This window comes from Streptomyces sp. GQFP (assembly GCF_021545335.1).
Lineage (GTDB): Bacteria > Actinomycetota > Actinomycetes > Streptomycetales > Streptomycetaceae > Streptomyces.
The window spans coordinates 1,723,506-1,748,249 of sequence record NZ_CP089312.1 but is presented as its reverse complement, the minus strand read 5'-3'; the positions used below and the strand labels follow the sequence as shown (position 1 = coordinate 1,748,249).

The window sequence follows — 24,744 nt, the reverse complement described above, 5'->3', positions numbered from 1 at the left end:
CGAACCCAAAGGTGATCAAACATGCCCACAGCCATCCCCCTCGCCGCCCTCGAACCCTCCCCAACCCTGCCCGCCACCCCCCAACTCGACATCGCCGCCGAGCTGTTGACCCTGCTCCGCGACACCACCACCGAACCCCGCCCCGACATCCAGCTGGAGGCCCTCACACTGGCCGTGGCCGCCGATCTGCCCGTGCTGCTGTGGGGTGAACCGGGGATCGGCAAGACCGCGGCCCTCACACAGCTGGCCGCCGCCCTGGACCTGCCCCTCACCACGGTGATCGCGAGTGTCCACGAGCCGTCCGACTTCTCCGGGCTGCCCGTCGTCGGGGACGATCCCGCGACGCACGGTGTGCCGATGGCCCCGCCGGACTGGGCGGTACGACTCGTACGGGCCGGCCGGGGACTGCTGTTCCTCGACGAACTGTCCACCGCGCCGCCCGCAGTTCAGGCCGCGCTGCTCCGGCTGGTCCTGGAGCGGCGGATCGGCGCCCTCCAACTGCCGCCCGGCGTAAGGATCGTGGCCGCCGCCAACCCCCGGTCCTCGGCAGCCGACGGCTGGGAACTGAGCCCGCCGCTCGCCAACCGCTTCGTCCATCTCCGGTGGACCCACGACCACGAGGTCGTCGTACGCGGCCTCGGCGGGACCTGGCCCCGGGCCACGCTGCCCCGGCTCGATCCCGAGAAGCTGCCGGAGGCCGTGGACTTCGCCCGCCGCGCGGTGTGCGCGCTGCTCGCCGCCCGGCCCAAGCTCGTACACCAGTTGCCCAGCAACGAGACGCGCCGGGGCGGAGCCTGGCCGTCACCCCGGAGCTGGGACATGACCCTCAGCCTGATCGCCTTCGCGACCGCCGCCGGTTCTTCCCGGGAAGTGCTCTCGCTGCTGGTCAGGGGCGCGGTCGGGGACGGTCCGGGGCTGGAGCTGCTGGCCAGCCTGGACCGGCTGGACCTCCCGGACCCCGAGTCGCTGCTCGCCGACCCGGCCGGTGCCGACCTGCCCGAGCGCGGGGATCTGCGCCAGGCTGTGCTGGACGGTGTGGTGGCGGCCGTCCGGGGGCGCCCGGACAAGTCCCGCTGGGACGCGGCCTGGGCGCTGCTCGTCCGGGCGCTGGAGACCGGGGCCCCGGACCTGGTGGTCGTCCCGGCGACCACACTGGCCTCGCTGCGGCAAGAGGACTGGGACGTCCCGACGGCGATCGAGCAGCTCGCCGGTGTCGTGTCCCTGTCCCGGCGGGCGGACCGGGCGGCGGACCGTGTCGCGGGACGCGTCGGGGCCGGCGCGACCGGAGCGAAGGGCGGCCGATGACCACCGACGTATCGGGACCGGGCGCTCTGGACCTCGGCAAACTCTTCGCCGCCCGACTGCACGCCGTGCGGGCCCGTCCGTACCTGGCCACGGCCCTGTTCGCCCTGCACCCCGTCGAGTCGCGGCAGGTCCCGACGATGGCCGTCGACCGGCACTGGCGGTGCTACATCTCGCCGGCGTTCGTGGACCGGATGCCGGTCGAGGAGCTGGCCGGGGTGTGGGTGCACGAGGTCTCGCACCTGCTGCGCGACCACCACGGCCGCAGCGACCGCTTCGCCCGCGAGCACGGGCTGACCGGCCCCGGGGAACGGCTGCGGATGAACATCGCCGCGGACTTCGAGATCAACGACGACGTGTTCGGCGACGGGCTCGTCCACCCCGAAGGCGCCGTCCAGCCAGGATCGGCGGGGCTTCCGCAAGGCCTGCTCATGGAGGAGTACCTGAGCCGGTTCAAACTCGCGCCGAACATGATGGGCCTGTACTGGCTGGACTGCGGCAGCGGCGCCGACGGACTCGGCCGGGAATGGGATCTCGGCCCCGACGGCGCGCACGGCCTGAGCGAGCAGGAACGGGACGCGGTCCGCTTCCGGGTGGCGCAGGGCATCAACGGCCGCCCCGGGCACGCCCCGAAGGGATGGCGGCGCTGGGCGGAGGAGGCGTTCCATCCGCCGCAGCCCTGGCGGGAGTTGCTGGGCGCGGCGGTCCGCTCGGCGGCCACAGGCGGTGGCGTCGGCGAGGACTACACGTACGGCCGGCCGTCGCGCCGCTCGGCCGGGCTGCCCGGTGTCGTCCTGCCGAGTCTGCGGCGCAGACCGCCCCGGGTCTCCGTGGTCATCGACACCTCCGGGTCGGTCAGCGACGCCGAACTGGGCAGTGCGCTCCTGGAGGTCGCGGCGATCTCCCGCGCGGTGGGCGGCCGACGGGACCTGGTCACCGTGGTGCCGTGCGACGCGTCGGCCCAGTTCGTGCACCCGCTGTGCAGCGCCGAGGGGATTCCCCTGCTGGGCGGCGGGGGTACGGACCTGCGCACCGGCTTCGCCAAGGCGCTGGGGGCGAACCCGCGCCCCGACGCCGTCGTGGTCCTGACCGACGGCCAGACACCCTGGCCGGAGACCCGGCCGCCGTGCCGGACGGTGGTGGGCCTGTTCCCCCGGCAGCCCACGGCCCGGCGGTGGGGCGAGAGCGAGGGCGACGACGACTACGTACCGGACTCGCCGCCCGACTGGGCGAGAGTGGTCCACATCGGATAGATGCCCACGGACAGACGTCCACGTACACAGACGTCCACGTACAGACGTCCACGTATAGACGTCCACGGACAGACATCCACGGCTCGGCACCCGGTGATCTCCGGACCAACAGGACTGAAAGGATGGCCCGATGAGCACCCCTTCCTCACTTCTGTCGGCGTTTCGTCCCAAGGTCCAAGAGCGTCTCTACGACTTCTACGAAGAACTCCGGAGCGCCGACGACCTGTTCTGGGACCGCCGCACGGGCGCCTGGATCGCGACCGGGCACGCCGTGGTCAGCAGCGCCGCGAACGCGCCCGGCCTGTCCTCGGTGCGCTACCCCGACATCGAGGCCGTCCCCGAGGAACTACGGCCGCTGGCCCGGGTCCTGAGCAGACAGATGCTCTACAACGACGCCCCCGACCACGCCCGGCTGCGGACCCTGATCGGCAAGGCGTTCACCGCGCGTGCGGTGGCGGCACTGCGCGCGCGGATCGTCGAGGCCGTCGACCGGATCATCGCCGAGGCGGCGCCGACCGGCCGTATGGACATCGTCGCGGACCTCGCCAAGCCCCTTCCCCTCACCATCATCTGCGACCTTCTCGACGTACCGGAGGAGGACCGCGCCGCCGTCGCCGCCTGGTCCGAGCCGGTCGCCGAGGCCATCGGCAACTCCCGGCTCGACGAGGACCGTAACCGCGAGGCCTCGCAGAGCATGGCGGACATGCTCGCGTACCTGCGGGAACTCCTCACCCGCAAGGACGCGACGCCGACTCCCCACACCCTGCGCGCGATGGTGAACGCCCAGGCCGACAACACCGAACAGGACCTCGACGAACTCCTCGCCAACTGCGCCCTGTTGCTCATCGCCGGCCACGAGACCACCACCCACTTCATCGGCAACGCCACCCTCGCCCTGCTCCGCGACCCGGACGCCGCCGACCAACTGCGCGCCAAACCCGAGCTGATGCCCGCCGCCGTCGAGGAACTCCTGCGCTACGACGCCCCGGTACAGCTGATGCTGCGCCGGGCCCGGCACGACCTGGACCTCGCGGGCCGCGCCATCGAGGAGGGGCAGACGGTGCTACTGGTGTGCGGCGCCGCCAACCGGGACCCGGCAGTCTTCCCCGACCCCCACACGCTGGACTTCGAACGCTCCGGCTCCGGCGGCCGGCACATGTCCTTCGGCCACGGCCCGCACTTCTGCCTCGGCGCGGCGCTGGCCCGCATGGAGGGCGAGATCGTCCTGGACGCCCTCCTCAACCGCCTCCCGCACCTCCGCCTCGACGGCACCGAACCCCCGAAGTGGCAGCGCAGCCTCAACTTCCGCGGGCTGACACGCCTGGACGTGGCCTTCACGCCGGTGGAGGCGGAGACGGGTCCGGTCGCGGCGGGGTCCTGACCCCGGAGCGCGGGGACCCCCATCGGTATCGATGGGGGTTGCCCCCGCGCTCCGGGCCGGGGGCCCGCTCCGGGCCGGGGGCCCGCTCCGGGCCGGGGGCCCGCTCCGGGCCGGGGGCCCGCTCCGGGCCGGGGGCCCGCTCCGGGCCGGGGGCCCGCTCCGGGCCGGGGGCCCGCTCCGGGCCGGGGGCCCGCTCCGGGCCGGGGCCCGCTCCGGGCCGGGGGCCCGCTCCGGGCCGGGCCGGGGGCCCGCTCCGGGCCGGGGGCCCGCTCCGGGCCGGGGGCCCGCTCCGGGCCGGGGGCCCGCTCCGGGCCGGGGGCCCGCTCCGGGCCGGGGGCCCGCTCCGGGCCGGGGGCCCGCTCCGGGCCGGGGGCCCGCCTGAGGCGCGCCCGGCCCCGGCCCCGGCTCCCTGGCCCCGCCTGGGGCGCCGCCGCTCACCGCCGGGCGGGCTCCGCGCCCTCGCGGTAGAGGACCAGGTGTTCGTGGAAGAGGACACCGTCACGGACATCGCCCGTGGCGGTGAAGCCGGTGTCGTCGACGTAGTCGATGTGGTCGCCGGTGACCGTGTAGCTGCCGGTGTAGGCGCTGCGGCGGTTGCCGCGGGCCTCGTCGTAGCGGCCGTTCGGCAGCAGTTCCTGGCGGATGAACCCGTCGGCGGTCACCCACATCCCGACGTACGGGTGCGGGGCGCGGGGTGTGTCGTTGCTGGTCATGGCTCTACGATCGCCCCGCCGGCCGGGGGCAACCAGGCCGCCGTCTCCCCAGGTGGATGCTTCCTGGGTGCCGCACACCCACCTTCGCGAGAGACCTCCCCGGGCACCCTCCGACGTACGCGGCGGCACGGATCCTGGGTGCGCGGCACCTGGGGAAACCGCGGCCTGGTTCCGATTCCCCGGCGCGACGAATCTGGTGGTCGAGCAGCCGCAACAGCTGCCGAAACACTCGCCTCGGACCTGTACCGGCGCTCAGTTCGCGCAGTGGTGACATCGACGAGGCGACTCCACCGAGGAGCACGCAATGACCGTCACCCACGCCATCTCCGACTCCGGTACTGACTTCGGCGCCGTGCGCTGGAACCCCGAGGCCCTCGCCGAGATCCTCTCGAACGACGAGGGGCGTCCCGTCCTGTTCACCAACGCCCGCATCCTGACGGCGGACCCGCTGATCGGGACCATGACCGGCGCCGACCTGCTGTTCGTCGGCTCCCTGGTCGTCGGGGTCGGCCCCGGCATCATCACCGCGGCGGGGGACGACAACGCCATCGTCGTCGACTGCACCGGCCTGACCATCGCCCCCGCCGTCGTGGACACCGTGGCGCTGACCGGCGGCCGCGGTCACCGCTCGGAGTACGTCGCGACCCTGACCCCGGGCAACACCCCCGACTTCCTGGTCCTGCCCGACGAACTCGCCGCCGACGTGCCCAGCGCCGTGGCCACCTTCTTCACCCGGCCGGAGCAGATCCGCGCCCTCGTCGCGGCCGGCCGACCGGTCCTGTGGGCCGGCACCGACGCCCCCGGCCGCGCCACCGCCCCCGAGACGGGCATCCCGGCCGCCGCCGATCTGACCGGCAGCCCGCGCGTCGGCGTCTGGATCGACCGGAACGACTTCCTGCACCAGGAACTCACCGCCGACGGCCGCTACGACGAGACCCGGGGCGGACGCCCGCACGCCTACCAGGGCCGCTACTGGATCGACGGCGACCGCATCGACTACCTGGACGACCTCGGCTTCTGGGCCTACGGAGCGTTCCAGGCCGACGAACTGCACCACGCGGGCTACGTCATGAAGCTCGCCTGACCCTCCCCGCCCCACCTCCCCACCTCCCCACCCCACCTCCCCACCCCACCTCCCCGCCGTATCGAAAGCCGAAAGAAGACCTCTCATGAACGCCAACACGGCCCACGCCAACGCCAACGTCAACGACACCACCAGCGCCGCCGTCCTCGAAGAGCTCCGGCGCCGCCCTGCCGACCGGCGGCGCATCCTGTTCACCGGCGCGACCGTCGTCACCATGGACCCCGGTCTCGGCGTCATCGACGGCGGTGACGTCCTCGTCGAGGGCGCCACCATCACCGCCGTCGGCCGCGGCCTCGACGCGGGCGACGCCGTGGTCGTCGACGCCACAGGTACGGTCATCACCCCAGGGTTCGTCGACACCCACCGGCACGCCTGGGAGACCCAGTTGCGCCGGATCATGCCGGACGTCGACGACCTCGGCGCCTACGTCATGGCCACCCTTGCCGGCTACGCCACGGTCTACCGGCCCCAGGACATGTACATCGGCACTCGCCTGGCCGCCCTGACCGCGATCGACAGCGGCATCACGACGATGCTCGACTTCTCCCACAACTCCCGCACCGGCGAGCACTCCGACGCCGCCATCGAGGCTCTCGTCGACACCGGCATCCGAGGCGTGCACGCGTCCATGGGCCCGCACTTCGGCGAATGGGACCGCCAGTGGCCCGGCGACCTGACCCGCATGAAGGAAAAGCACTTCAGCAGCGACGACCAACTGCTCACCCTGCGCCTGGCGACCCTGGCCACCGACGAGATCGCCGGCCCGGCACTCGCGTACGGCCCCGAACTCGCCCGCGTCGCCAAGGACTTGGGCATCGGAGTGAGCGTCGACGCCGTCTTCGGCACGTCCGGCTCCGAGGCGGTCCTGCGCTGGGCGAAGGACGGCGTCCTAGGCCCCGACGTCACCCTGATCCACTCCACCGGCCTGACCCCCGAGGCATGGAAGGCCAATGCCGTTGCTTTTGCGGGGTCCGGGCGGTTGAAGCGGTGTGCTGATATCGCGGCTGGAGCGACTGGGGTTGGGGGTCCTGACCCGGTCGTGTCCGCCTGAGCTGGTGGACCAGGTGGTGGGCGGTGCGGGTCGCTCGGAGAAGCGCCGACGTCTGTTGTCCGCTCGGTTCACGGTCTACTTCGTGCTGGCGATGTGCTTGTTCCCGCAGGCCGACTACCTGGAGGTCCTCCGGCTGGTGAAGACGGGCGACAGGGGACTGCGGTCCTGGTCCGGGGTGAACAAGTCGTCGCTGACCAGGGCCCGGCAGCGGCTCGGCTGGCCGGTGATGCGGGAACTGTTCCGGTCCGTGGCCCGGCCGCTCGGCGCGGACGGCGAGCGGTTCCGGGGGCTGCGGGTGCTGGCCCTGGACGGGATACTGCTGGCCGTGCCCGACTCCGCGGGCAACAACGACGCCTTCGGCAAGTCCGGATCCCAGCGCAGCCCCATGGGCTATCCGCAGGCCAGAGTGGTCGCGGTGGCCGAGTGTTCCTCTCACGCCGTCCTGGACGCCGCGATCGGCGGGTTCAAGGATTCCGAGCGCATCGTCTCCGACGCCCTGGACTCCCATGCCGGGACCGGCACGCTGCTGCTGGCCGACCGGGGACTGTGGGGTCTGGCCCGCTGGCACCGGCTCCGGGACCAGGGCACGCACCTGCTGTGGCGAATCGAGCGACGCAAAGCACGCCGGGTCCAGGACGTCCTGCCCGACGGCAGCTACCTCGCCCGGATCGAGGCGAACAAGCACAGCAAAGCGGCCGGAACCGTCAAGGCGCCGCCGGCGCTGGTCCGGGTGATCGAGTACCGCGTCGACGGGCAGGCCGACATCGTCCGGCTCATCACCAGCCTGACCGACCATGAGAAGTACCCCGCCGAAGAACTCGCCGTCCTCTACGCCCGGCGCTGGGAGATCGAGCTCGTCTTCGACGAGATCAAGACTCACCAACGCGGCCGGCCGGTCCTCAGGTCACAGACACCGGACGGCGTGCGGCAGGAGATCTACGCGCACTTGATCGTGCACCATGCCACCCGGGATCTGCTGGACGAGGCCGCCCGCCTGCACCACAGCATCGCCGAGCGGACCTCGTTCACCTGGGCCCTGCACGTCGTCCGCCGCTCGGTGATCTCACCGAGCGGCTTTTCCCCCCTCAGCTCGCAAGCGGGACCGACGCCTCGGACTCTCTGAAATCGGCTGCAGCCTGCTGCCCCGCCGCCGATCCCGTGACTGCCCTCGCAAGATCCGTTCCTGCATCACCGGCTACGCAAGCAAAGCCCCTGGCGAACCTTCCAGCAGCCGACGTCCACCGGTCACCGTGGCCTTGAACAACCGGTGGCACGACCACTAAAGCAACGGCATTGCATGGAAGGCGATGGGGGAGTCCGGCACCACGGTGGCCCTCGCCCCGACCTCCGACGCGCAGATCGGCCTGGAGACCGCGATCCCCGCAGTCGACGAGGCCCTCGCCGTCGGTATCCGCCCCGGACTGAGCATCGACGTCGAAGTCGCCCTGGCCAGCGACATGTTCACCCAGATGCGGGCCCTGCACGCCATCCAGCGGATGCGCGCGGTCAACACCGCGTACGGCACCGACGTACAGCCCTCCCGCATCACCACGTACGACGTCCTCGACTTCGCCACCCTCCAGGGCGCCCGAACGAACGGCCTGGCAGCCGTCACCGGCTCACTCACCCCGGGCAAGAAGGCCGACCTGCTGGTCATCCGGGCCGAGGACCTCAACAACATGCCCCTCAACGACCCGATCGGCACGATCGTGCTGGGCTCCGACGCCCGCAACATAAGCGCCGTCCTCATCAACGGCGAACCCCGCAAGTGGAACGGCCAGGTCCTGGACGTAGACCTCACCGCCCTGCGCAACGAGGTGCACGCCTCACGCGAGTACGTGCTGAACACCCCGGCGGCCTGAACACCCCCCGCCCACAGGGCAGTTCCCACCCTCGTCCCCCCGGCACGTTCCTTCGACAGACGGCGGCCACGCACCCAGACCCCCGTTACGGCCCTGAACGGGCCTTGCCCTCAAACGCCGGACGGGCTGGATCTTTGAGCCCGTCCGGCGTTTGAGGACGAGCGCGTCCAGCGCGATACGGGGGTTCGGGGGCGGAGCCCCCGAGGGATGGGAATGGGTAGGGGCGGCGGGGGCGAGAAAACGAAGCGGACCAGCGGCATGTTCGCCGCCGCCGTGCTCCCGCAGATCGGTGCCCAGGCCGTCGCCACCGGGCTCGGCCGGCACGCGGTCTTCTGGATCGGCGCCGCCCTCATGGCCCTGTACCTGATCCCGTGTCGCCGGGTCCCCTCCGCGATCCTCGCCCTGCGGGCCGGCGCGCTGCCCGCCCTGGCCGCCGTCCCCGTACTCGCCTCCGTGCCCCAGCCCCTGGCCGCACCCCTGCGCGCATGCGCGCAGTACTCGCCCTCGCGCCAGCCGCCCTCACCATCGCGGCCAGCTCCTTCCTCGGCGGCCACATCGTGCCGCCGGTCGTCGTGCTGCTGCCGCCCGTCTCCACCAACACGCAATGGCGGGGGAGGAACAGCCGGATGCTGTTCCTCCCCCGCCATGACGGGACGGACTTCAGATGGCCTGCGCGGTGGGCATGACGGTGATCTCGGTGAGGTTGACTTGGCGCGGGACGGCGGCCATGAAGGCGACGGTCTCCGCGATGTCCGCGGACTGCAGACAGTCGATGTCGTGGATGAGGTCGGCCATCAGCTTGGAGGCGTCCGGGTCGGTGACGTGGTCGGGGAGTTCGGTCTCGACCATGCCGGGCTCGATGGTGGCCACGCGGACCATCTTGGGACCGAGTTCGACGCGGAGCAGCCGGGTGAGATGGCTGATGTACGCCTTGGTGCCGGAGTAGACGGAGAACTTCGCCAGGATGCGGGTCGCCGCGATCGACGAGGTGTTGATCAGGTCGGCGGGCCTGCCCTGGGCGGCGGCATCCGTCAGGTGCGGAAGGAACGCGGCGATGACGTTCATCAGGCCGCCGATGTTGAGGTCGATCTGGCGCTGCCAGTCGTCGACCTTCAACTCCTCGATGCCGGAGATGAGTTGGACCCCGGCGTTGTTGAACACCAGGTCGGCCTTGCCGAAGCGGGCGGCGACCTGGTCGGCGGCGCTCCGGACAGCGGCACGGTCGGTCACGTCGACGGCCAGGGCGAGCGCGGAGCCGCCAGCGGCCTCGATCTCCTTGACCAGACTGTCGAGACGCTCCTTCCGCCGGGCCAACACGACCACGGTGGCGCCGAGTTCGGCGAGGCGCCGGGCGGTGACGGCACCCATGCCGCTGGAGGCACCGGAGACGACGGCGACACGGCCGGCCAGGGGCGTGCCGGTGAGCAGGGCAACGGACATCACAAAACCTCAATCTCTTTGCTGGGGACGGTTTCTGGGACCGATTTACGGTTTCTGGGACCGATCTCTGGCGATGCGTCAGGCGACGTCGTCATGGCCGGTGGCGGCGGACTTCTCGCGCCAGGCGGCGAGATCCTCCTGCACCTGCTGATACTTGACGTCCAGCCGCTCCAAGGTGTCGCGCCCGAGGTAGAGGTGCGTGGGCAGCTTCTCCGTGGAGGCGGCCTCGACGATGAGCGCGGCACCCTTGACCGGGTCGCCGAGCTGCGCGTGGTTGGCCCGGTCGATCCAGTCCAGCGTCACGTGCGCCGGGGTGTCGTCGTAGTCGGCGATCCGGTCCGCGGCGACCGACAGGGAACTGGCGTCGAGGAAGTCCGTACGGAAGACGCCCGGTTCGACGACCATCGACTGGATCCCGAACGGGGCCATCTCGACGGAGAGCGCCTCGCTGATGCCGGCGACGGCGAACTTCGACGCGCAGTACAGGCTGACACCGGGCTCCCCCTCGAACCCGGAGCGGGAGCCGATGTGCACCAGCCGGCCCGAGCCCTGCTTGCGCATCACGGGCAGCACGGCGCGGGTGACATTGACCAGCCCGAAGACGTTGAGGTCGAACAGCGACCTGGCCTCCGCGTCGGTGATCTCCTCCAGCGCGCCGAGCAGACCCCGGCCGGCGTTGTTGACGAGGACGTCGATGCCGCCGAACCGCTCCACGGCGGCCTCGACCGCCCGCGGGATGCTGTCGTTGTCCGTGACGTCCAGGGCGACCGCGAAGACCTTGTCGGAGTTCTTCAGATCGTCCGGCACACGCTCCGGATTCCGTACGGCGACCACGACATCGTTGCCTCCCGCCAGGGCGGCACGGGCGATTTCCGCACCGATTCCACGGGAGGCGCCGGTGACGAACCACGTAGCCATGGGAAAACCTCTTTCGTCTTTTTCGGCTCCCCTTTTCGGGGACTTCCTGTTGACGAATTCGAGTCTGCCCGTCGGCCCAGGAGCGATGAAGGCCGCGCTTTTCCTGGGAGTCCCACACCCAGGAAAGGATCGGAAAGGCTAGGAAAGACTAGGAAAGACTAGAAAAGACTAGGAAAGACTAGGAAAGGCGAGGTACTTCGGGCGCACTGACGGAACCCAGCAGGGCCAGTCCGTCGGCGGAGGGGGAGCCGGGCTCGGCCTGGAGGACGACGAGTTGCTGTCCCGGGACGCTGCGGATGCTGAGCGCCTCGTGCCGCAGCTCCAGGTCTCCCACGACGGAGTGGCGCACATGCTTGACGTCGTAGGGCGGGACCCGGGTGTACTCGCGTGCCCACAGGGCGCGGAACTCGCCACTGCGCACCGACAGTTCACCCACCAGCTCCAGGATCCGGGGATCCTCGGGGGTGCTCGCGGCGGTCCGCTGAAGGTCGGCGACCGCACGGTGCCTGGCCCGCTCCGCGTTCCGGTAGAAGGTCTTCGCCGTGGGGTCGAGGAAGTGCATGCGCAGTACGTTGTCGTGCTGGGCGAAGTCGCCGTAGAGGGCGTCGGCCAGTGCGTTCGTGGCCAGCAGGTCCTGGGCGTGGCCGATGATGAAGGCCGGTGTACTGGTCCAGCTCTCGATCAGTTGCCGCAGGTGCGGGCGGACCCGCTCGACCCGGACCGGTGACTTCGTACGGCGGGTTGCCGGCTGTGCCAGCCGGAAGAGTTCCCCCTTGTCCTCGTCCCCGAGGCGCAGCGCGCGGGCAAGAGCCTCCAGCACTCGGTGTGAGGGGCTCAGCTCACGGCCCTGCTCAAGCCGGCTGTAGTAGCTCGGGCTGACACCGGCGAGCGTCGCGACCTCGTCACGCCGCAGGCCGGGCACTCTCCGCCGGCCGGCGCCGGACAGTCCCGCCGCGTCAGGGCTGAGACGTTCTCTACGGGAGCGGAGGAACCGACCCAGCCCTCCAACCGGGTCATGCCGAATGTCGTTGTCCATACCGTCAAGGCTAGGCGGAGAAGGGCGCGCGGAGTCCTGCCGACGGTGGGTGTAATACACCCAGGATCGCCGCTCCCCACGAGGACGAAAGTCCGTAGGCTTGCCCCATGAGCAACGGGACACCCCTGGGTGATTTCCTCAGAGCCCGCCGAGAAGCCCTGAAGCCGCACGACGTCGGTCTGCCCGAACACGGGCGCCGCCGGGTGCCGGGCCTGCGCCGAGAGGAAGTCGCGCTGCTCGCCGGAGTCAGCTCCGACTACTACATCAGGCTGGAACAGGGCCGCGAGAACAGCCCGTCCCCGCAGGTCCTCGACGCCGTGGCGCAGGCGCTGAAACTGGACGCGGAGGCCACCGACCATCTCAACCGCCTCTGCCTCACCGCCTCGCAACGCCCGCGCGACCGAGGCGAGACGGCCGTCAGCCAGCAGCTGCTGCAACTGATGGACGGCTGGGAGCACACCCCGGCCTTCGTCGTCGGCCCGGCCCTCGACATCATGGCGGGCAACTCCCTTGCCACGGCCCTCCACAGCGGGTTCGACGCGTTCGACAACCTCGCCCGCATGGTGTTCGTCGACCCGGCGGGCCGCGAGTTCTACCAGGAATGGGAGCGGGCCGCGCATTCCTGCACCGCCGAAATCCGGGCCGCCTACGGCCACGACCCCGAATCGCCCCGAATCGCCGAAGTCGTGACGCAACTCTCCGCCCAGAGCAAGGAATTCGCCGAGCTCTGGCAGCGGCACGACGTGAAAGGAAAATCCCAAGAGGGCAAGCACCTCAAACACCCCCAGGTCGGCGACCTGCACATCAAATTCGCGGCATTCACGGTCAACGGAGCCCCCCACCAACAACTGGTCGTCTACCAAGCCGAACCGACCAGCCCGACGGCCGCCGCCTTCGAAACCCTGAGGACCATGGCCACCCACCCGAAACAGACCGAGACAGCCCAGAGGTAGCACCACGGAGGACGCGATGCGCGCCGGGGTTCCAGGTGCGCAGCCCGAAGCGGGATGCACGGGCCCCACCCCAGCGAACGTCCGGGCACACGCCCCCGAGCGGGGTCCAGGCTCGCGCCGTCAAGCAGGATGTACGGGCCCCACCCCCCACCGAACACCCAGGCGCACGCCCCCAAGCGGCGTGCAGGGGACGCAGTCCCCGCCGAACCTCCAGGCCCACACCCCCGAGCGGGGTGCTGGGGACGCAGTCCCGGCCGGGGGTTCAGGGGGCTGCGCCCCCTGACGGGGTCGAAGGGGCGGAGCCCCTGGGGATGGGAACGGGTAGGGGCGGCGGGGGCGAGGAAAGCAGCCCTGCCCCGAGCCCGCGCCGGCCTCCTTCTCCCTCCACCCCCACCCACGGCCCGCACCGGCCGATGGAATGACACGCCCGCCCCCACCGCGCGCCCGCAAGGCCCGCGCGCCGTCCGTCCCGCAGGATCCGGGGCATGCTGCCCCAGTTCTGGACCCGGACGGTCGAGTTCCTCCTCGGCCGTGAGGGCCGCTCGCTGCATCTGAAGGCGGCGGGCGGCACCACAGCGGCCCTCGGGGCGGTGATGCTCCTCGGCTCGTGGGCGGTCGTGGCCGCCGAGGAGGGGGCCAGGGGCGCTAACCTGACGTCGTACCCGAAGGCCCTGTGGTGGTCGGTCGAGACGGCGACGACCGTCGGATACGGCGACTTCTACCCGGTGACCCTGTGGGGCCGGATCGTCGGCGCCGTGGTGATGGTCGTCGGCATCACCACGTACGGCATGGTCACCGCGGCCCTCGCCACCTGGTTCGTCGGCCGGGAGGAGAAACGCCGGCATCGTCTCGCGCACACCGCCCACGAACTGTGCGAGGACACCGCCCGCGCCCTGCACGACCGTTTCGACCGCCTGGAACACCTGGTCACCAGCCATGACCGGCCCGAGGGACGGACTGAATGAACGGCGCCGCGCGCTGCTCCAGCCACGGTCGTGCGTTTCCCCGAGGCGGCGACCCACCGGACAACGCCGACCGGAGCAGCTATTCCTGGGCGCCCGCGTCGCCGTCGCCGGCCGGCTGCTGCTGGAGGAAGGCCGTGAGCCATTTCTCCGTATGGGCCACGTGGGCCGCGGCCGCGCCCGAGGCGGCGACGGGATCGCGGTTGGCGAGTGCCGTGGCGATCGCGCGGTGGTCCTCGTCACTGGCGCGCTTGATGTGCGGGCCGTCGGGAAGCGTGAACACCTGATAGGCGCGGGACCGGGCCCGGAACACCCCGAGCAGCGAACCGAGCGTGGGGTTGCCGCCGACGCGGGCGATCTCCGCGTGGAAGCTCTGGTCGAGGGCGGAGACCCGCTCCGGGTCCTCGGTCGCCTCCATCGCCTCGATGTGCTCGAAGATCGACTTCAGTGTCTCGGGGGTCATCCGGGCCGCCGCCTGCGCCGCCGCATGGGATTCCAGGATCCGCCGGATCTCGTACATCTCCAGCAGTCCGGCGAGCGGCAGCAGGTCGACGGTGAGCGACAGGCTGCCGACGATGTCCTCCGGCCGCAGCTGTGAGACATAGGTGCCCGAGCCGTGCCGGGGCTCTATCACCCGCAGGGCCGCGAGCATCCGTACGGCCTCGCGCAAGGAGCCCCGGGAGACGCCCAGTTCCTCGCACAGCTCGCCCTCCGGCGGGATGCGCTGCCCGGCCACCAGGCGGCCGGTGGAGATCATGTGCCGTAGTCCGTGGAACGCCTGGTCAACTGCGGACATTCTTCCCCTCCTGAGGACTCGGCCGCTTCGCTCGGCCTTCGGCAGCCTACAGAGTCATCTGATGAGTTACGGCATCTCCCCTCAAGTCATCCAATGACTTATTTCTAGGGCGTAATCGGTCGGTCACAACGCCATCAAGTCGCCCCTCGCCTCGCGGATTGCGCCACCGAGTCCCATCCATCGGCATCTTTGCAGGTAAGGGGGCATTCTTTGGGTGCTCAAGGATGCGATACAAGTGCGGAACGCCCCTCTGTTCCCCGTGACCGTCTGATGTCGGTGCCCCCGGCCCCTTGCCTGCCCCAGCGTCTCGATGCCACGATGCGCCGCAAGTCATCTGACCTATTTTCGTTGCCGTCCGATGTGTGGGCCTGCCGTCATGGGGCCAGGGAGATCGTGAGTCATACGTGAGCGAGCTGGATGTCAGCACTGTCACCACCGCGCCGAGCCCCCTGCTGCTCGCCGACGGAAGACCGGCGGCCGAAGCCTGGTCGCTGGATCCCGCGCACAAGCACGTCAACCACGGGTCGTTCGGGGCGGTTCCGGTCGTCGCACAGCAGGAGCAGAACCGGCTGCGGGCGGAGATGGACCGCTCGCCGGGCGTGTGGTTCCCAGGGCTGTCGGCCCGGGTCGCGGCCGCCCGGACCGAGGTCGCCGCGTTCCTGCGGGTCGCCGTCGACGACCTCGCCCTGGTCCCGAACGCCAGCGGCGGCGCGAGCGTCGTCTACACGAACGTACCGGCGAGGCCAGGCGGCGAGGTCCTTGTGACCGACCATGGCTACGGCGCCGTCACCATGGGAGCGCAGCGCCTGGCCCGGCGCTGGGGCGGCACCGTCCGTACCGCGCACGTTCCGCTCGACGCGGACGAGGACCGTGCGTACGAGGCGATCCTCGCCGGGACCACCGACGCGACGGGCCTGATCGTCCTCGACCACATCACCTCGGCCACCGCCCGCTGGATGCCCGTGGAGCGGATCGGACGCGTGGCGCGTGAACGCGGCATCCCGCTGCTGGTGGACGGCGCACATGTGCCAGGACTGGCCGAGGACCCGCTCGCGGGGCTGGACTGCGACGTGTGGGTCGGCAATCTCCACAAGTTCGGCTGCTCGCCGCGGGGTACGGCGGCCCTGGTCGCCCGCGGTCCGCTCCGCGACGACCTCCACCCGCTGATCGATTCGTGGGGCGCCCCGGAGCCGTACCCCGCCCGCTTCGACACCCAGGGCACCGTCGACGTCACGAGCTACCTCGCCGCGCCGACCGCCCTCGGCTTCGTCGAGCACACCTGGGGCTGGGACACGGCACGCGCCTACATGCGGACGCTGGCCGACTACGCGGAACGGATCGTCGGCGATGCTTTCGCCGAACTCACCGGCGTCGACAGCGCAGTTGACGTCGGCATGCCGGTCAACGCGCTGCGTCTGGTCCGGCTTCCCGAAGGCCTCGGCACCACGCACGCCGCCGCGGACGCCCTGCGCGACCGCGTCGCCGCGGAGTTGGGCGTCGAGGCCGCCTTCACCAGCTTCGGAGGTATCGGTTACCTCCGGTTGTCGACGCACGTGTACAACACGGCCGCCGACTTCGAGTACTTCGCCGAGCACTGCGTTCCGGTGCTCGGCGCATGGGCCCGCACCCAGCACGACGCACACCTCACATCGCAGTGATCCATCAGATCCATCAGATCCATCAGATCCATCAGATCCATCGCAGACCCCCCCGGAACTGGGAGAGCACAGTGTTGAGCAGCAGAAAGGCAGCAGCGGTCGCCCTCGGGCTCGCCACCGCGTTGACGGTGTCGGGCTGTGCCGTCGGCGGCGGCTCCGGCGCGAGCGACGGAACCGTCACGCTCCACATGGTCGAGAGCCTCACCAACCCGGCCCGTACGGCCGTACTGAAGACCCTCATCGGCCAGTTCGAGAAGCAGAACCCCAAGATCAAGGTCGATCTGATCTCCCCGCCCACCGAACAGGCGGACCAGAAGATCCAGCAGATGCTCCAGTCCGGCAGCGGCATCGACACCATGGAGGTCCGGGACATCACGGCCGGGCCGTGGTCGACCAACGGCTGGCTCTACGACATGAGCAAGCCCCTCAAGGGCTGGAGCGGCTGGGACGCGCTGACCGACAACGCTGTCAAGTACTCGAAGGACGCCAAGAGCCGGACGTACTACATCCCGTACGGCTTCTACGGCCTCAGCCTCTACTACCGCACCGACCTGGTCTCCGAGGCCGGCTACAGCGCCCCGCCCGCGAGCTGGGACGACCTGCTGGAGCAGGCCACCGCCATCCAGGACCCCGACAAGCGCCGGTACGGCTATGCCTTCCGAGGCGGAACGAACGCGAACAGCAACGCGGTCGCGGTCATTGAGGCGTACGTCGCCGACAGGATCGACCGTGACAACGGCTTCAAGCTGACCGACGGCAAGACGATCTTCTCCGCGCCGGAGGCGCTCACCGCTCTGGAGACGTACTTCAAGCTCTTCAAGAAGGCGTCGCCGCCGTCGTCCGTCGCCTGGGGCTACCCGGAGATGGTCGAGGGTTTCTCCAACGGCTCGACGGCCTTCCTCCTCCAGGACCCCGAAGTGATCGCCACGGTGGCCGAGTCGAAGTCGATCACCACGAAGCAATGGAATACGGCCCCGCTGCTGACCGGCCCCAGCGGCAAGGCCGTTCAGCCGGTGGCGACCGCGGGCTGGGGCATCGCGTCCGGCAGCACGCACAAGGCGGAGGCGGTCAAGCTGGTCAAGTTCCTCTCCGAGGGCGACGCGGCCACCACCTTCGACAAGAAGAACAGCCTCGTTCCCATCCTCAAGAGCTCCGCCGCCGACACGTTCTACAAGACGGGCGCCTGGGCGAGCTACGTGAAGATGACCGAGAACCCGGACACGTACATCACGGTCACCCAGCCCCGTAACTCCTCCTGGTGGACCGAGTGGATCCAGAAGTCGGACTCCGAGATCCAGAAGGTGCTGCTGGGCAAGATGACGCCCAAGGAGCTCCTGGCCGGCTGGGACACCTACTGGACCGAGAAGTGGAAGAGCCAGTAGGGCTGGCGGGAAGGCCGGACGTGAATCCCTCAACCACCGACGCGGGGCCCCGGCAGGTGGCCCCGCCACCCGCGAAGACCTCGGCGCCTGCGCCCCCGCGCCCGCGTCGGCCGGTCTTCACCGGCCGCCGGGGCCTGAGCATCGCGGCGTTCATGGCGCCGGCCGCCCTGTTCGTCGCGGTGTTCGTCTACTACCCCATGATCGCGGGCGGTCAAATGGCCTTCCGCAACTGGAACTTGAACGACCTCACCGACACCTCCTGGGTCGGCCTCAAGAACTTCAAGGGCATCCTGGACGACCCGGTCTTCTACACCGTCCTGGACAACACCGCTGTCTGGGTGGTCGGTTCGATCGTGCCCCAGTTCGTCATCGGGTTCGCCATCGCCCTGTGGCTGCGCCGCAAGTTCCGCTTCCGCGGGCTCTACCAGGCGCTGATCTTCTTCCCGTGGGCGATCTCCGGGTTCCTCATCGGCATCCTGTTCCGCTGGATGTTCAACAGCGAGTTCGGAGTCGTCAACGACCTGCTGGAAAAAGCCCACTTGATCGACACCCCGATCCCGTGGCTGGCCGACCCGAAGACCGCGATGACCGCCGTCGTCATCGCCAACATCTGGTACGGGGTCACCTTCTTCACCATCATGATCCTGGCCGCGCTGCAGTCGATCCCCGACGAGATCTACGAGGCCGCCGCGCTCGACGGCGCCGGAAAGGTCCGTACCCTCTTCCAGATCACCATCCCCTCCATCCGCGCGACGCTGGCGCTGACGGTCCTGCTCAGGGTCATCTGGATCTTCAACTTCCCCGACATCATCTTCGGCATGACCGGCGGCGGCCCGTCCAACGAGACGCACATCGTGACCACGTGGATGATCTCCATCACCCAGCAGGGCGACTACGGGAAGGCCTCGGCGGTCGGGCTGATCGTCGTCGCCATGCTGATGGTCTTCTCGGTCTTCTACCTCACGGCCACCCGGGAGCGGAACGGAAAGACGTCATGATCAACAAGGAGTCCACCGCCGGACGCGCCGTACGCGTCACGTTCCTGACGGGCTGGCTGATCGTCACGGTCTTCCCGCTGTACTGGATCACCATCACCTCGCTCAAGAGCCCCGGGACGATCTTCAGCCCCTCGATCGCCTACTGGCCCGAGCACTTCTCGCTCGCCAACTACACCGGCCTGTTCAGCAAGGCACAGTTCGGCGTCTACCTCACCAACAGCCTGGTCATCGCCACGGTCGCCGGCGTGGTGGCGACCGTCATCTCCCTCCTGTCGGCGTACGTCCTTGCGCGCTTCGAGTTCCGGAGCAAGACCGCGCTCCTGATGGCGGCCCTGGTCACCCAGATGATCCCGTCCTTCATCGCGCTCGGGCCGCTGTACATGCTGATGACGGAACTCCAACTCGTGGACAACCGGCTCGGGTTGACCCTCGTCTACGTCGCGGTCTGCATCCCCTTCTGCACGGTGATGCTCCGCGGCTTCTTCGAGAACGTGCCGGACGCGCTGGAGGAGGCCGCGATGATCGACGGCTGCTCACGGCTCGGGGCACTCTTCCGGGTGCTGCTGCCGGTCATGCAGCCCGGCATCATCGCGGCGTTCATCTTCAACTTCGTCAACTGCTGGAACGAGCTGTTCCTTTCGGTAACCCTGATGAACAGCGACGCCAACAAGACCGTCCCCACGGCGCTGAACGGCTTCATCTCCAGCTTCAACATCGACTGGGGCTCGATGTCGGCGGCGGCGGTCCTCACGATCGCACCCACGATGCTGCTCTTCGCCTTCGCCAGCCGTTACATCGTCCAGGGACTCACTTCCGGCGCGGTGAAGGGGTGACGAGCACTCATGGGTTGAGCGGCCAGTAGGGGTCCAGATATTTGGACGGCCGCCGTCTCGCACTCCCCGGCGGTGACGGGGGCGGAGGTGCGGACGGCCTCTAGAGCCAGTCCCGCCGCTTGAAGATCAGGTACAGACTGACGCAGACGACCCCCATCAGACCGATCGCGAAGGGATACCCGAAGCTCCAGCCCAACTCCGGCATGTCCTCGAAGTTCATGCCGTAGATCGTCCCGACGAGCGTCGGAGCGAACAGAATGGCCGCCCACGACGAGATCTTCTTGACGTTGCCTACCTGGGGGCGCTGACCTGCGGTGATGGTGCTGTACGGGGCCCTGGCCTGGCCTGATGCGTCTTTCTCGGCCTTTCGTACTCGTGTCCCGTTGCGCAGTCGATTCTCCCCATGCGCTCCCCAGCGTTGCCCATACTCCCCGGATTCTCCCCATGGCGCGGGCTCGTGTTGGAACCCGTGTCGCCGGAGTCGCGACACCGGACCACCAGGCGTACCGGTCACACCCCGTCGCCGTCGGCCCTGCGGCGGCTTCACTGGCCGCGGCGTCTAGAGGAACGCGCGCAATGAAGGCCGGAGCAACGGAGAGGGAAGCTCGGGCCTCGTGTGAGCCGAGCGGCAAGGGCGTGGCGTGATCGATCACCCGTTTGCCGGGAACCCAGATGCACCAGCATCGGCAGGCGTGCAAAGCCGAATACGCTCCCATGCCGCACGGCATCGCGTGTGATGCCAGGTCGTAGCTGCCGCTCGATCACGTCGTCGACCAACTGGGTCGCCATGCGGTAGTACGCACGAATGGCAGTAGCTCGTGACGCCGCGCAGGGGGCGGCTGGCGATTCGCCGGGCACACCACGTAGGTCGATTTCGAGGCCATGGCGCGCGTAGGACTCCAGGAACAGCGGATATCGGTCCCCGGCGATGACCGCAGCAGCAGCAGCGGTCTGCCGGGACAACTCCACATGATTTCCGTGGACCGAACCCACCATCCGCACCACCGTGGTTGCACGGTCCGAACCGAGACCCGTCACATGCCGAATCCGGTCCTCATGTTCCTGCTTGACTCGGCGCAGCTTCTCCACCGTGAACAGATCCAGCCCGCCTGAGGGGCCACGAAGTTTCCGGACGGGGACCCAATAGGGTTGTCCTGAACAGGAAACGAGGAAGAAGTGGCGCCACCCAGTAAGTACTCGCCGGAGTTCCGCGAGGAAGCCGTCCAGATCGCGTTGAGGTCAAGCAAGACGATCTCCGAAGTCGCCCGGGAGCTTGAGCTGAACCCGGAGACACTACGCGGCTGGGTCAAGAAGCACCAGAAGCAGCAGGAACCGGCTCCCGACGCCGAACTGACGGTAACCGAGCGGGCGCGCCTGAAGGAACTCGAACGACGCAACCGCGAGCTGGAGATGGAAGTTACCTTCCTGAAAAAAGCCGCAGCGTACTTCGCGAAGGATCCCCGGTAGCAAGCAAGTACGAGTTCATCGACGAGATGCGGCTCGACACCGAGGAGTACGCATACAGCGTCGAGTTCATGTGCGGCCGACTCGGCGTATCTAGATCCGGCTACTACGACTGGCGATCCCGCCCGGAATCCGCGACGACCCAGCGGCGCGAAGAATTGAAACTGCTCGTCGAGAAAGCCTTCGACATGTCCGACGGCACCTACGGACACCGGCGCATCCAGGCCCAGCTGCACCGCTGGGGCGTCACCGCGGGACTGGAGCTCGTCCGCCGGCTCATGCGCGAGCTGGGCCTTGAGCCCTGCCAGCCGCAGCCGAAGAGGTTCAGCCTCACCAAGGCCGCGGCCGGCCAGGTGCCGGACCTCGTCGGGCGCAACTTCACCGCGGATGCGCCCGGCGAAAAACTCGTCGGCGACATCACCTACATCTCGACCGGGGAAGGCTGGCTGTACCTCGCAACGGTCATCGACTGCTGCACGAAGGAAGTCATCGGTTACGCAATGGACGACCACTACCAAACCCCACTGATATCCAGGGCGATCCACAACGCGGCACGCAACAGGAACCTCTCGGCCGGCGCGATATTTCACTCCGACCGCGGAAGCAACTACATGTCAGCCGAGTTCGGGAAGACGCTCGACCGGTACGGACTCCGCAGATCTTCCGGCCGCACCGGGATCTGTTTCGACAATGCCATGGCCGAATCATTCTTCGGCGCCCTGAAGAACGAGCGTGCATCAAGGGTGACTTACCTGACCCGCGAGGCCGCCCGGCAGGACATCACTCGCTACATCGAATTCTGGTACAATCGCAAACGCCTCCACTCGGCAGTGGGTTACCGCCCTCCGCGCGAAGTCCACGCCGAATACGAGAAGTTGCGAATTACCGCGTGAAACAGACGGTCAGACACCTGTCCGGAAAACGCGAGGCCCCTCACGCCTGCCGCATCGACCTCACCGTGCTGATCGGCGCACAACAGCATCAGATTGTCGGCGTTCTCCCTCTGCGCGCGGTCCAGGGGATGTTCACCCCGTGGAGAGCGGACGCTGTTGCCGCGTCCGACGATATGAGCCAGCTCACCGAGATTCAGCGTCCGCCATGACATCGAACCCTCCAGCAGGTAGGCGTTGCAGAGTGCGCACCTGCCCCCACTGCGCACCCATACCTCCCTGCGCACCGGTTCCGACGGCTTGCCGCTTGCACCTCGCGCCTTGCCCTGACTCTTCACGGTGCCTGCCCTTCGAACCAGTTGAGATCTGCTCCTCGAAGCTAGTGTTGCGTGTTTGAAGTCTATTTACGTTTGATCTTGTCGAGGATCTGGTCGGCGGTTTTGGTCCAGGTGAAGGGTTCGCAGCGGGTGTTGTAGCCGTCGATGAAGGCGCGGATGGCGGCCTTGAGGTCGGGGACGGACTCGAAGGTGCCGCGTCGTATGGCCTGGCGGGTGATGATCCCGAAGAAGACCTCGACGAGGTTGAGCCACGAGCAGGAGGTGGGCGTGAAGTGCAGGGTCACCCGCGGGTTCTTCGCCAGCCACGCTTTTACGTTGGCGTGCTTGTGGGTGGCGTAGTTGTCGACCACGACGTGCAGTTTCACGCGTGGGTGGGCCTTGGCGACCTGCTTGAGGAAGGCCAGGAACTCGGCGTTGGTGTGCCGCTCGAAGCACGCGTCGGCGCTGATCCTTCCGGTGGCGACTTCCAGGGCGGCGAACAGAGAGGTGGTCCCGTTGCGCTTGTAGTCATGGGTCTGCCGTTCCGGCAGGCCCGGCCGCAGCGGCAGGATCGGGGCGGTGCGGTCCAGCGCCTGTATCTGCGTCTTCTCATCCACGCAGACCACGACCGCCTTCTCCGGCGGCGCCAGGTAGAGACCGACGATGTCACGGATCTTCGGCTCCAGCGCGGGGTCGGTGGAGAACTTGAACGTCTCCACCCGATGAGGCTGGATGCCCCACTTGCGCCAGATCTTGGCGATGGTGGAGTAGGCCAGCCCCAGCTCCTTCCCAAGCAGCCGCGACGACCAGTGCGTGACCGCCAGGTGCGCCGGCGGCCTGCCGTCCTCAGCCAGCGTGGACACCAGCACGGCAACTTCGTCCACCGTCCCGGGCCGGCCCGGGCGCGGCAGGTCGCCCAGCGACTCGATGCCCGACTCCTCGTAGCGGCCACGCCACTTCAGCACGGTCGGACGCGACGTCCCCAACCGGACGGCAATGTCCGTGTTGGGCACACCTTCCGCCGCCAGCAGCAGGATCCGCGCCCGCTGCACCAACCCCGCCGGGGCCGTCGACATCCGCGTCAACGCCTCCAGGCGCGACCGGTCACCCTCACGGAGCTGCAACGCAGCGGCCAGATACACAGCTCCATTGTCCCGAAACTACAAACGTAAACCTACTTCAAACACGCGACACTAGTGTCTCGTGATTCCGTTCGCGTTACGCGATCTTGCGTGTCTCGTTGGTGCTGGTATGGAGCTTTCCCTGGAACAGGCCGCCGAGTTGCGGGAGTTGGCGAATTGTCGTGATGTGCCCGCGGATTTGGCGACGCGGGCCCGGATCGTGCTGTGGTCGAGTGAGGGACGGCGGCGCAAGGACATTGCCGAGTTGCTCGGGGTGTCGCTGCCGACCGTGGACCGCTGGAAGACCCGTTATGCCCGGGGCGGGCTGGCCGGGCTGGAAGGCAATCGCCCCGGTGGAGCCCGGGACCAAGTGCCGGCACGGGTACGGGCGCGGGTGATTGCGCTGACGCGTATGACACCACCGGCCGGCACCGGGCTGTCGCACTGGTCGACGCGCGAGTTGGCGAAGTACCTGAAGCGGACCGAGAACATCACCGTGTCTTGGCACTACATCGCGCGGATCTGGCGCGAGGAGCGACTCAAGCCGCATCGCAGCGGCACCTTCAAGATTTCCAAGGACCCCGCGTTCGCGGAGAAAGTCGCCGATGTGGTCGGGCTCTACCTCGCTCCGCCCGGTGGCGCGGTCGTGCTCTCGATCGACGAGAAGACGCAGATCCAGGCGCTGGACCGCACTCAGCCGGTCCTGCCGGTCGCCTTCGCGGCCACCGAGAAGCGCACCCACGACTACGTGCGGCACGGCACCACGAACCTGTTCGCCGCCCTCAACGTCGCCACCGGCGAAGTCATCGGCGAGTGCAAGCCGAGCCGGAACGGCAAGAACTTCCTGGCCTTTCTGAAGAAGGCGGTGAAGCCGCATGCGGGAAAGGAGATCCATGTCGTCCTGGACAACCTCTCCACCCACACCACGCCGGAAGTGAAGGCATGGCTGGCCAAGAACTCCCACGTCCACTTTCACTTCACCCCCGTCGGGTCTTCCTGGATCAATCAGATCGAGACCTGGTTCGGAATGCTGACCAGGCAGTCGATCCGCCGCGGCACCTTCGCCAGCGTCAACGTCCTGATCACGCAGATCCGCAACTACATCGACTCCTGGAACTCCGAGGCCAGGCCCTTCACTTGGACCGCGACAGCCGGCGAGATCCTGGCGAAGGTCCGACTCGTCCAGACCAACATCAAGAAGCTCGTCGCGAACAACTCAAAGTGATGCAAACAGGATCACGAGACACTAGGCCGCAACAGCCATCACCTCGAGTGGACTTGACAAACTTCTGAGTCGTTGCCATGCGCTGGCCAGGTCAGCGTGGCATGC

Annotated in this window: 22 protein-coding genes and 3 pseudogenes; 17 read left to right on the top strand and 8 right to left on the bottom strand. The window is 68.8% G+C overall.

Going from position 1 to position 24,744, the window contains the following annotated elements:
• Nucleotides 1-21 precede the first annotated feature (21 nt).
• The 3 genes from LUX31_RS07700 to LUX31_RS07690 all read left to right on the top strand — a co-directional run bounded on the left by LUX31_RS07700 (nucleotide 22) and on the right by LUX31_RS07690 (nucleotide 3,936).
• Complete coding sequence (locus LUX31_RS07700; protein WP_235474025.1) at nucleotides 22-1,305, top strand: AAA family ATPase; 1,284 nt, start codon at nucleotides 22-24, stop codon at nucleotides 1,303-1,305.
• Nucleotides 1,302-2,555, top strand: coding sequence for a vWA domain-containing protein (locus LUX31_RS07695; protein ID WP_235474024.1), 1,254 nt, complete (start codon nucleotides 1,302-1,304; stop codon nucleotides 2,553-2,555). The genes LUX31_RS07700 and LUX31_RS07695 overlap by 4 nt, the downstream gene beginning before the upstream one ends.
• A gap of 130 nt (nucleotides 2,556-2,685) precedes the next feature.
• Nucleotides 2,686-3,936 carry a cytochrome P450 gene (locus LUX31_RS07690; RefSeq protein WP_235474023.1) on the top strand — a complete coding sequence of 417 codons (1,251 nt, stop codon included), beginning with the start codon at nucleotides 2,686-2,688 and terminating at the stop codon, nucleotides 3,934-3,936.
• Nucleotides 3,937-4,370: 434 nt separating this feature from the next.
• On the opposite strand, the gene LUX31_RS07685 is transcribed toward LUX31_RS07690, so the two are convergent.
• Complete coding sequence (locus LUX31_RS07685) at nucleotides 4,371-4,649, bottom strand: Atu4866 domain-containing protein (protein WP_235474022.1); 279 nt, start codon at nucleotides 4,647-4,649, stop codon at nucleotides 4,371-4,373.
• 304 nt (nucleotides 4,650-4,953) lie between these two features.
• Between LUX31_RS07685 and LUX31_RS07680 the strand changes: the two genes are divergently transcribed.
• The 5 genes and pseudogenes from LUX31_RS07680 to LUX31_RS07660 all read left to right on the top strand — a co-directional run bounded on the left by LUX31_RS07680 (nucleotide 4,954) and on the right by LUX31_RS07660 (nucleotide 9,332).
• The gene (locus LUX31_RS07680; RefSeq protein WP_235474021.1) at nucleotides 4,954-5,733 is read left to right on the top strand and encodes an Atu4866 domain-containing protein; all 780 of its coding nucleotides are present in this window, start codon (nucleotides 4,954-4,956) and stop codon (nucleotides 5,731-5,733) included.
• An 85-nt stretch (nucleotides 5,734-5,818) separates the two neighbouring features.
• Nucleotides 5,819-6,682, top strand: a pseudogene (locus LUX31_RS07675) (amidohydrolase family protein); the annotation flags it as partial.
• Between the two features lie 106 nt (nucleotides 6,683-6,788).
• Nucleotides 6,789-7,907: an IS4 family transposase gene (locus LUX31_RS07670; protein ID WP_235474020.1), complete on the top strand. Its 1,119-nt coding sequence runs from the start codon at nucleotides 6,789-6,791 to the stop codon at nucleotides 7,905-7,907.
• A gap of 172 nt (nucleotides 7,908-8,079) precedes the next feature.
• Nucleotides 8,080-8,646 (top strand): annotated as a pseudogene (locus tag LUX31_RS07665) (amidohydrolase family protein); the annotation flags it as partial.
• Nucleotides 8,647-9,131: 485 nt separating this feature from the next.
• Nucleotides 9,132-9,332 carry a hypothetical protein gene (locus tag LUX31_RS07660; protein WP_235474019.1) on the top strand — a complete coding sequence of 67 codons (201 nt, stop codon included), beginning with the start codon at nucleotides 9,132-9,134 and terminating at the stop codon, nucleotides 9,330-9,332.
• Here the strand turns inward: LUX31_RS07660 and LUX31_RS07655 are convergent.
• The 3 genes from LUX31_RS07655 to LUX31_RS07645 form a co-directional block, all read right to left on the bottom strand.
• A complete protein-coding gene (locus LUX31_RS07655) occupies nucleotides 9,307-10,089 on the bottom strand; it encodes an SDR family oxidoreductase (RefSeq protein ID WP_235474018.1) in 783 nt (260 codons plus the stop codon). The two genes, LUX31_RS07660 and LUX31_RS07655, sit on opposite strands and share 26 nt — an antisense overlap.
• 75 nt (nucleotides 10,090-10,164) lie before the next feature.
• On the bottom strand, nucleotides 10,165-11,004 hold the full coding sequence (locus LUX31_RS07650) for an SDR family NAD(P)-dependent oxidoreductase (RefSeq protein ID WP_235474017.1): 840 nt from the start codon (nucleotides 11,002-11,004) through the stop codon (nucleotides 10,165-10,167).
• 178 nt (nucleotides 11,005-11,182) lie between these two features.
• Entirely contained in the window at nucleotides 11,183-12,040 is an 858-nt protein-coding gene (locus LUX31_RS07645; RefSeq protein ID WP_235474016.1) for a helix-turn-helix transcriptional regulator, read from the bottom strand.
• A 107-nt stretch (nucleotides 12,041-12,147) separates the two neighbouring features.
• Here LUX31_RS07645 and LUX31_RS07640 point away from each other — a divergent pair, with 107 nt between their 5' ends.
• Complete coding sequence (locus LUX31_RS07640; protein ID WP_235474015.1) at nucleotides 12,148-12,993, top strand: helix-turn-helix transcriptional regulator; 846 nt, start codon at nucleotides 12,148-12,150, stop codon at nucleotides 12,991-12,993.
• A 485-nt stretch (nucleotides 12,994-13,478) separates the two neighbouring features.
• The gene (locus LUX31_RS07635) at nucleotides 13,479-13,958 is read left to right on the top strand and encodes a potassium channel family protein (RefSeq protein WP_235474014.1); all 480 of its coding nucleotides are present in this window, start codon (nucleotides 13,479-13,481) and stop codon (nucleotides 13,956-13,958) included.
• A gap of 79 nt (nucleotides 13,959-14,037) precedes the next feature.
• Here LUX31_RS07635 and LUX31_RS07630 read toward each other — a convergent pair whose 3' ends face one another.
• Nucleotides 14,038-14,751 carry a FadR/GntR family transcriptional regulator gene (locus LUX31_RS07630; protein WP_235474013.1) on the bottom strand — a complete coding sequence of 238 codons (714 nt, stop codon included), beginning with the start codon at nucleotides 14,749-14,751 and terminating at the stop codon, nucleotides 14,038-14,040.
• A 404-nt stretch (nucleotides 14,752-15,155) separates the two neighbouring features.
• On the opposite strand from LUX31_RS07630, the gene LUX31_RS07625 reads away from it, so the two are divergent.
• The 4 genes from LUX31_RS07625 (at nucleotide 15,156) to LUX31_RS07610 (ending at nucleotide 19,622) form a co-directional block, all read left to right on the top strand.
• On the top strand, nucleotides 15,156-16,409 hold the full coding sequence (locus LUX31_RS07625; RefSeq protein ID WP_235474012.1) for an aminotransferase class V-fold PLP-dependent enzyme: 1,254 nt from the start codon (nucleotides 15,156-15,158) through the stop codon (nucleotides 16,407-16,409).
• A 74-nt stretch (nucleotides 16,410-16,483) separates the two neighbouring features.
• Complete coding sequence (locus LUX31_RS07620) at nucleotides 16,484-17,791, top strand: ABC transporter substrate-binding protein (protein ID WP_235474011.1); 1,308 nt, start codon at nucleotides 16,484-16,486, stop codon at nucleotides 17,789-17,791.
• Nucleotides 17,792-17,847: 56 nt separating this feature from the next.
• Nucleotides 17,848-18,789 (top strand): carbohydrate ABC transporter permease, encoded by a 942-nt coding sequence (locus LUX31_RS07615; protein WP_328285724.1) that lies wholly within the window; start codon nucleotides 17,848-17,850, stop codon nucleotides 18,787-18,789.
• Nucleotides 18,786-19,622, top strand: a complete 837-nt coding sequence (locus tag LUX31_RS07610) for a carbohydrate ABC transporter permease (RefSeq protein WP_235474009.1) — start codon at nucleotides 18,786-18,788, stop codon at nucleotides 19,620-19,622. Before LUX31_RS07615 ends, LUX31_RS07610 begins: the two co-directional genes overlap by 4 nt.
• A 100-nt stretch (nucleotides 19,623-19,722) precedes the next feature.
• On the opposite strand, the pseudogene LUX31_RS07605 reads toward LUX31_RS07610, so the two are convergent.
• A pseudogene (locus LUX31_RS07605) lies at nucleotides 19,723-19,908 on the bottom strand (CorA family divalent cation transporter); the annotation flags it as partial.
• A gap of 257 nt (nucleotides 19,909-20,165) precedes the next feature.
• Nucleotides 20,166-20,711 (bottom strand): hypothetical protein, encoded by a 546-nt coding sequence (locus LUX31_RS07600; protein ID WP_235474008.1) that lies wholly within the window; start codon nucleotides 20,709-20,711, stop codon nucleotides 20,166-20,168.
• Between the two features lie 87 nt (nucleotides 20,712-20,798).
• On the opposite strand from LUX31_RS07600, the gene LUX31_RS07595 reads away from it, so the two are divergent.
• Nucleotides 20,799-21,979 (top strand): IS3 family transposase gene (locus tag LUX31_RS07595; RefSeq protein ID WP_235474007.1). Its coding sequence is split into 2 segments (ribosomal slippage): nucleotides 20,799-21,063 and nucleotides 21,063-21,979, totalling 1,182 coding nucleotides; the frame shifts between segments, so codons are not numbered across the junction.
• Nucleotides 21,976-22,188, top strand: coding sequence for a hypothetical protein (locus LUX31_RS07590; protein WP_235474006.1), 213 nt, complete (start codon nucleotides 21,976-21,978; stop codon nucleotides 22,186-22,188). Before LUX31_RS07595 ends, LUX31_RS07590 begins: the two co-directional genes overlap by 4 nt.
• Before the next feature lie 188 nt (nucleotides 22,189-22,376).
• Here the strand turns inward: LUX31_RS07590 and LUX31_RS07585 are convergent, their stop codons facing one another.
• Nucleotides 22,377-23,369 (bottom strand): IS630 family transposase, encoded by a 993-nt coding sequence (locus LUX31_RS07585; protein WP_443046040.1) that lies wholly within the window; start codon nucleotides 23,367-23,369, stop codon nucleotides 22,377-22,379.
• Nucleotides 23,370-23,544: 175 nt separating this feature from the next.
• Here LUX31_RS07585 and LUX31_RS07580 point away from each other — a divergent pair, with 175 nt between their 5' ends.
• Nucleotides 23,545-24,639, top strand: a complete 1,095-nt coding sequence (locus tag LUX31_RS07580; RefSeq protein WP_235474005.1) for an IS630 family transposase — start codon at nucleotides 23,545-23,547, stop codon at nucleotides 24,637-24,639.
• The last annotated feature ends 105 nt before the right edge of the window (nucleotides 24,640-24,744 follow it).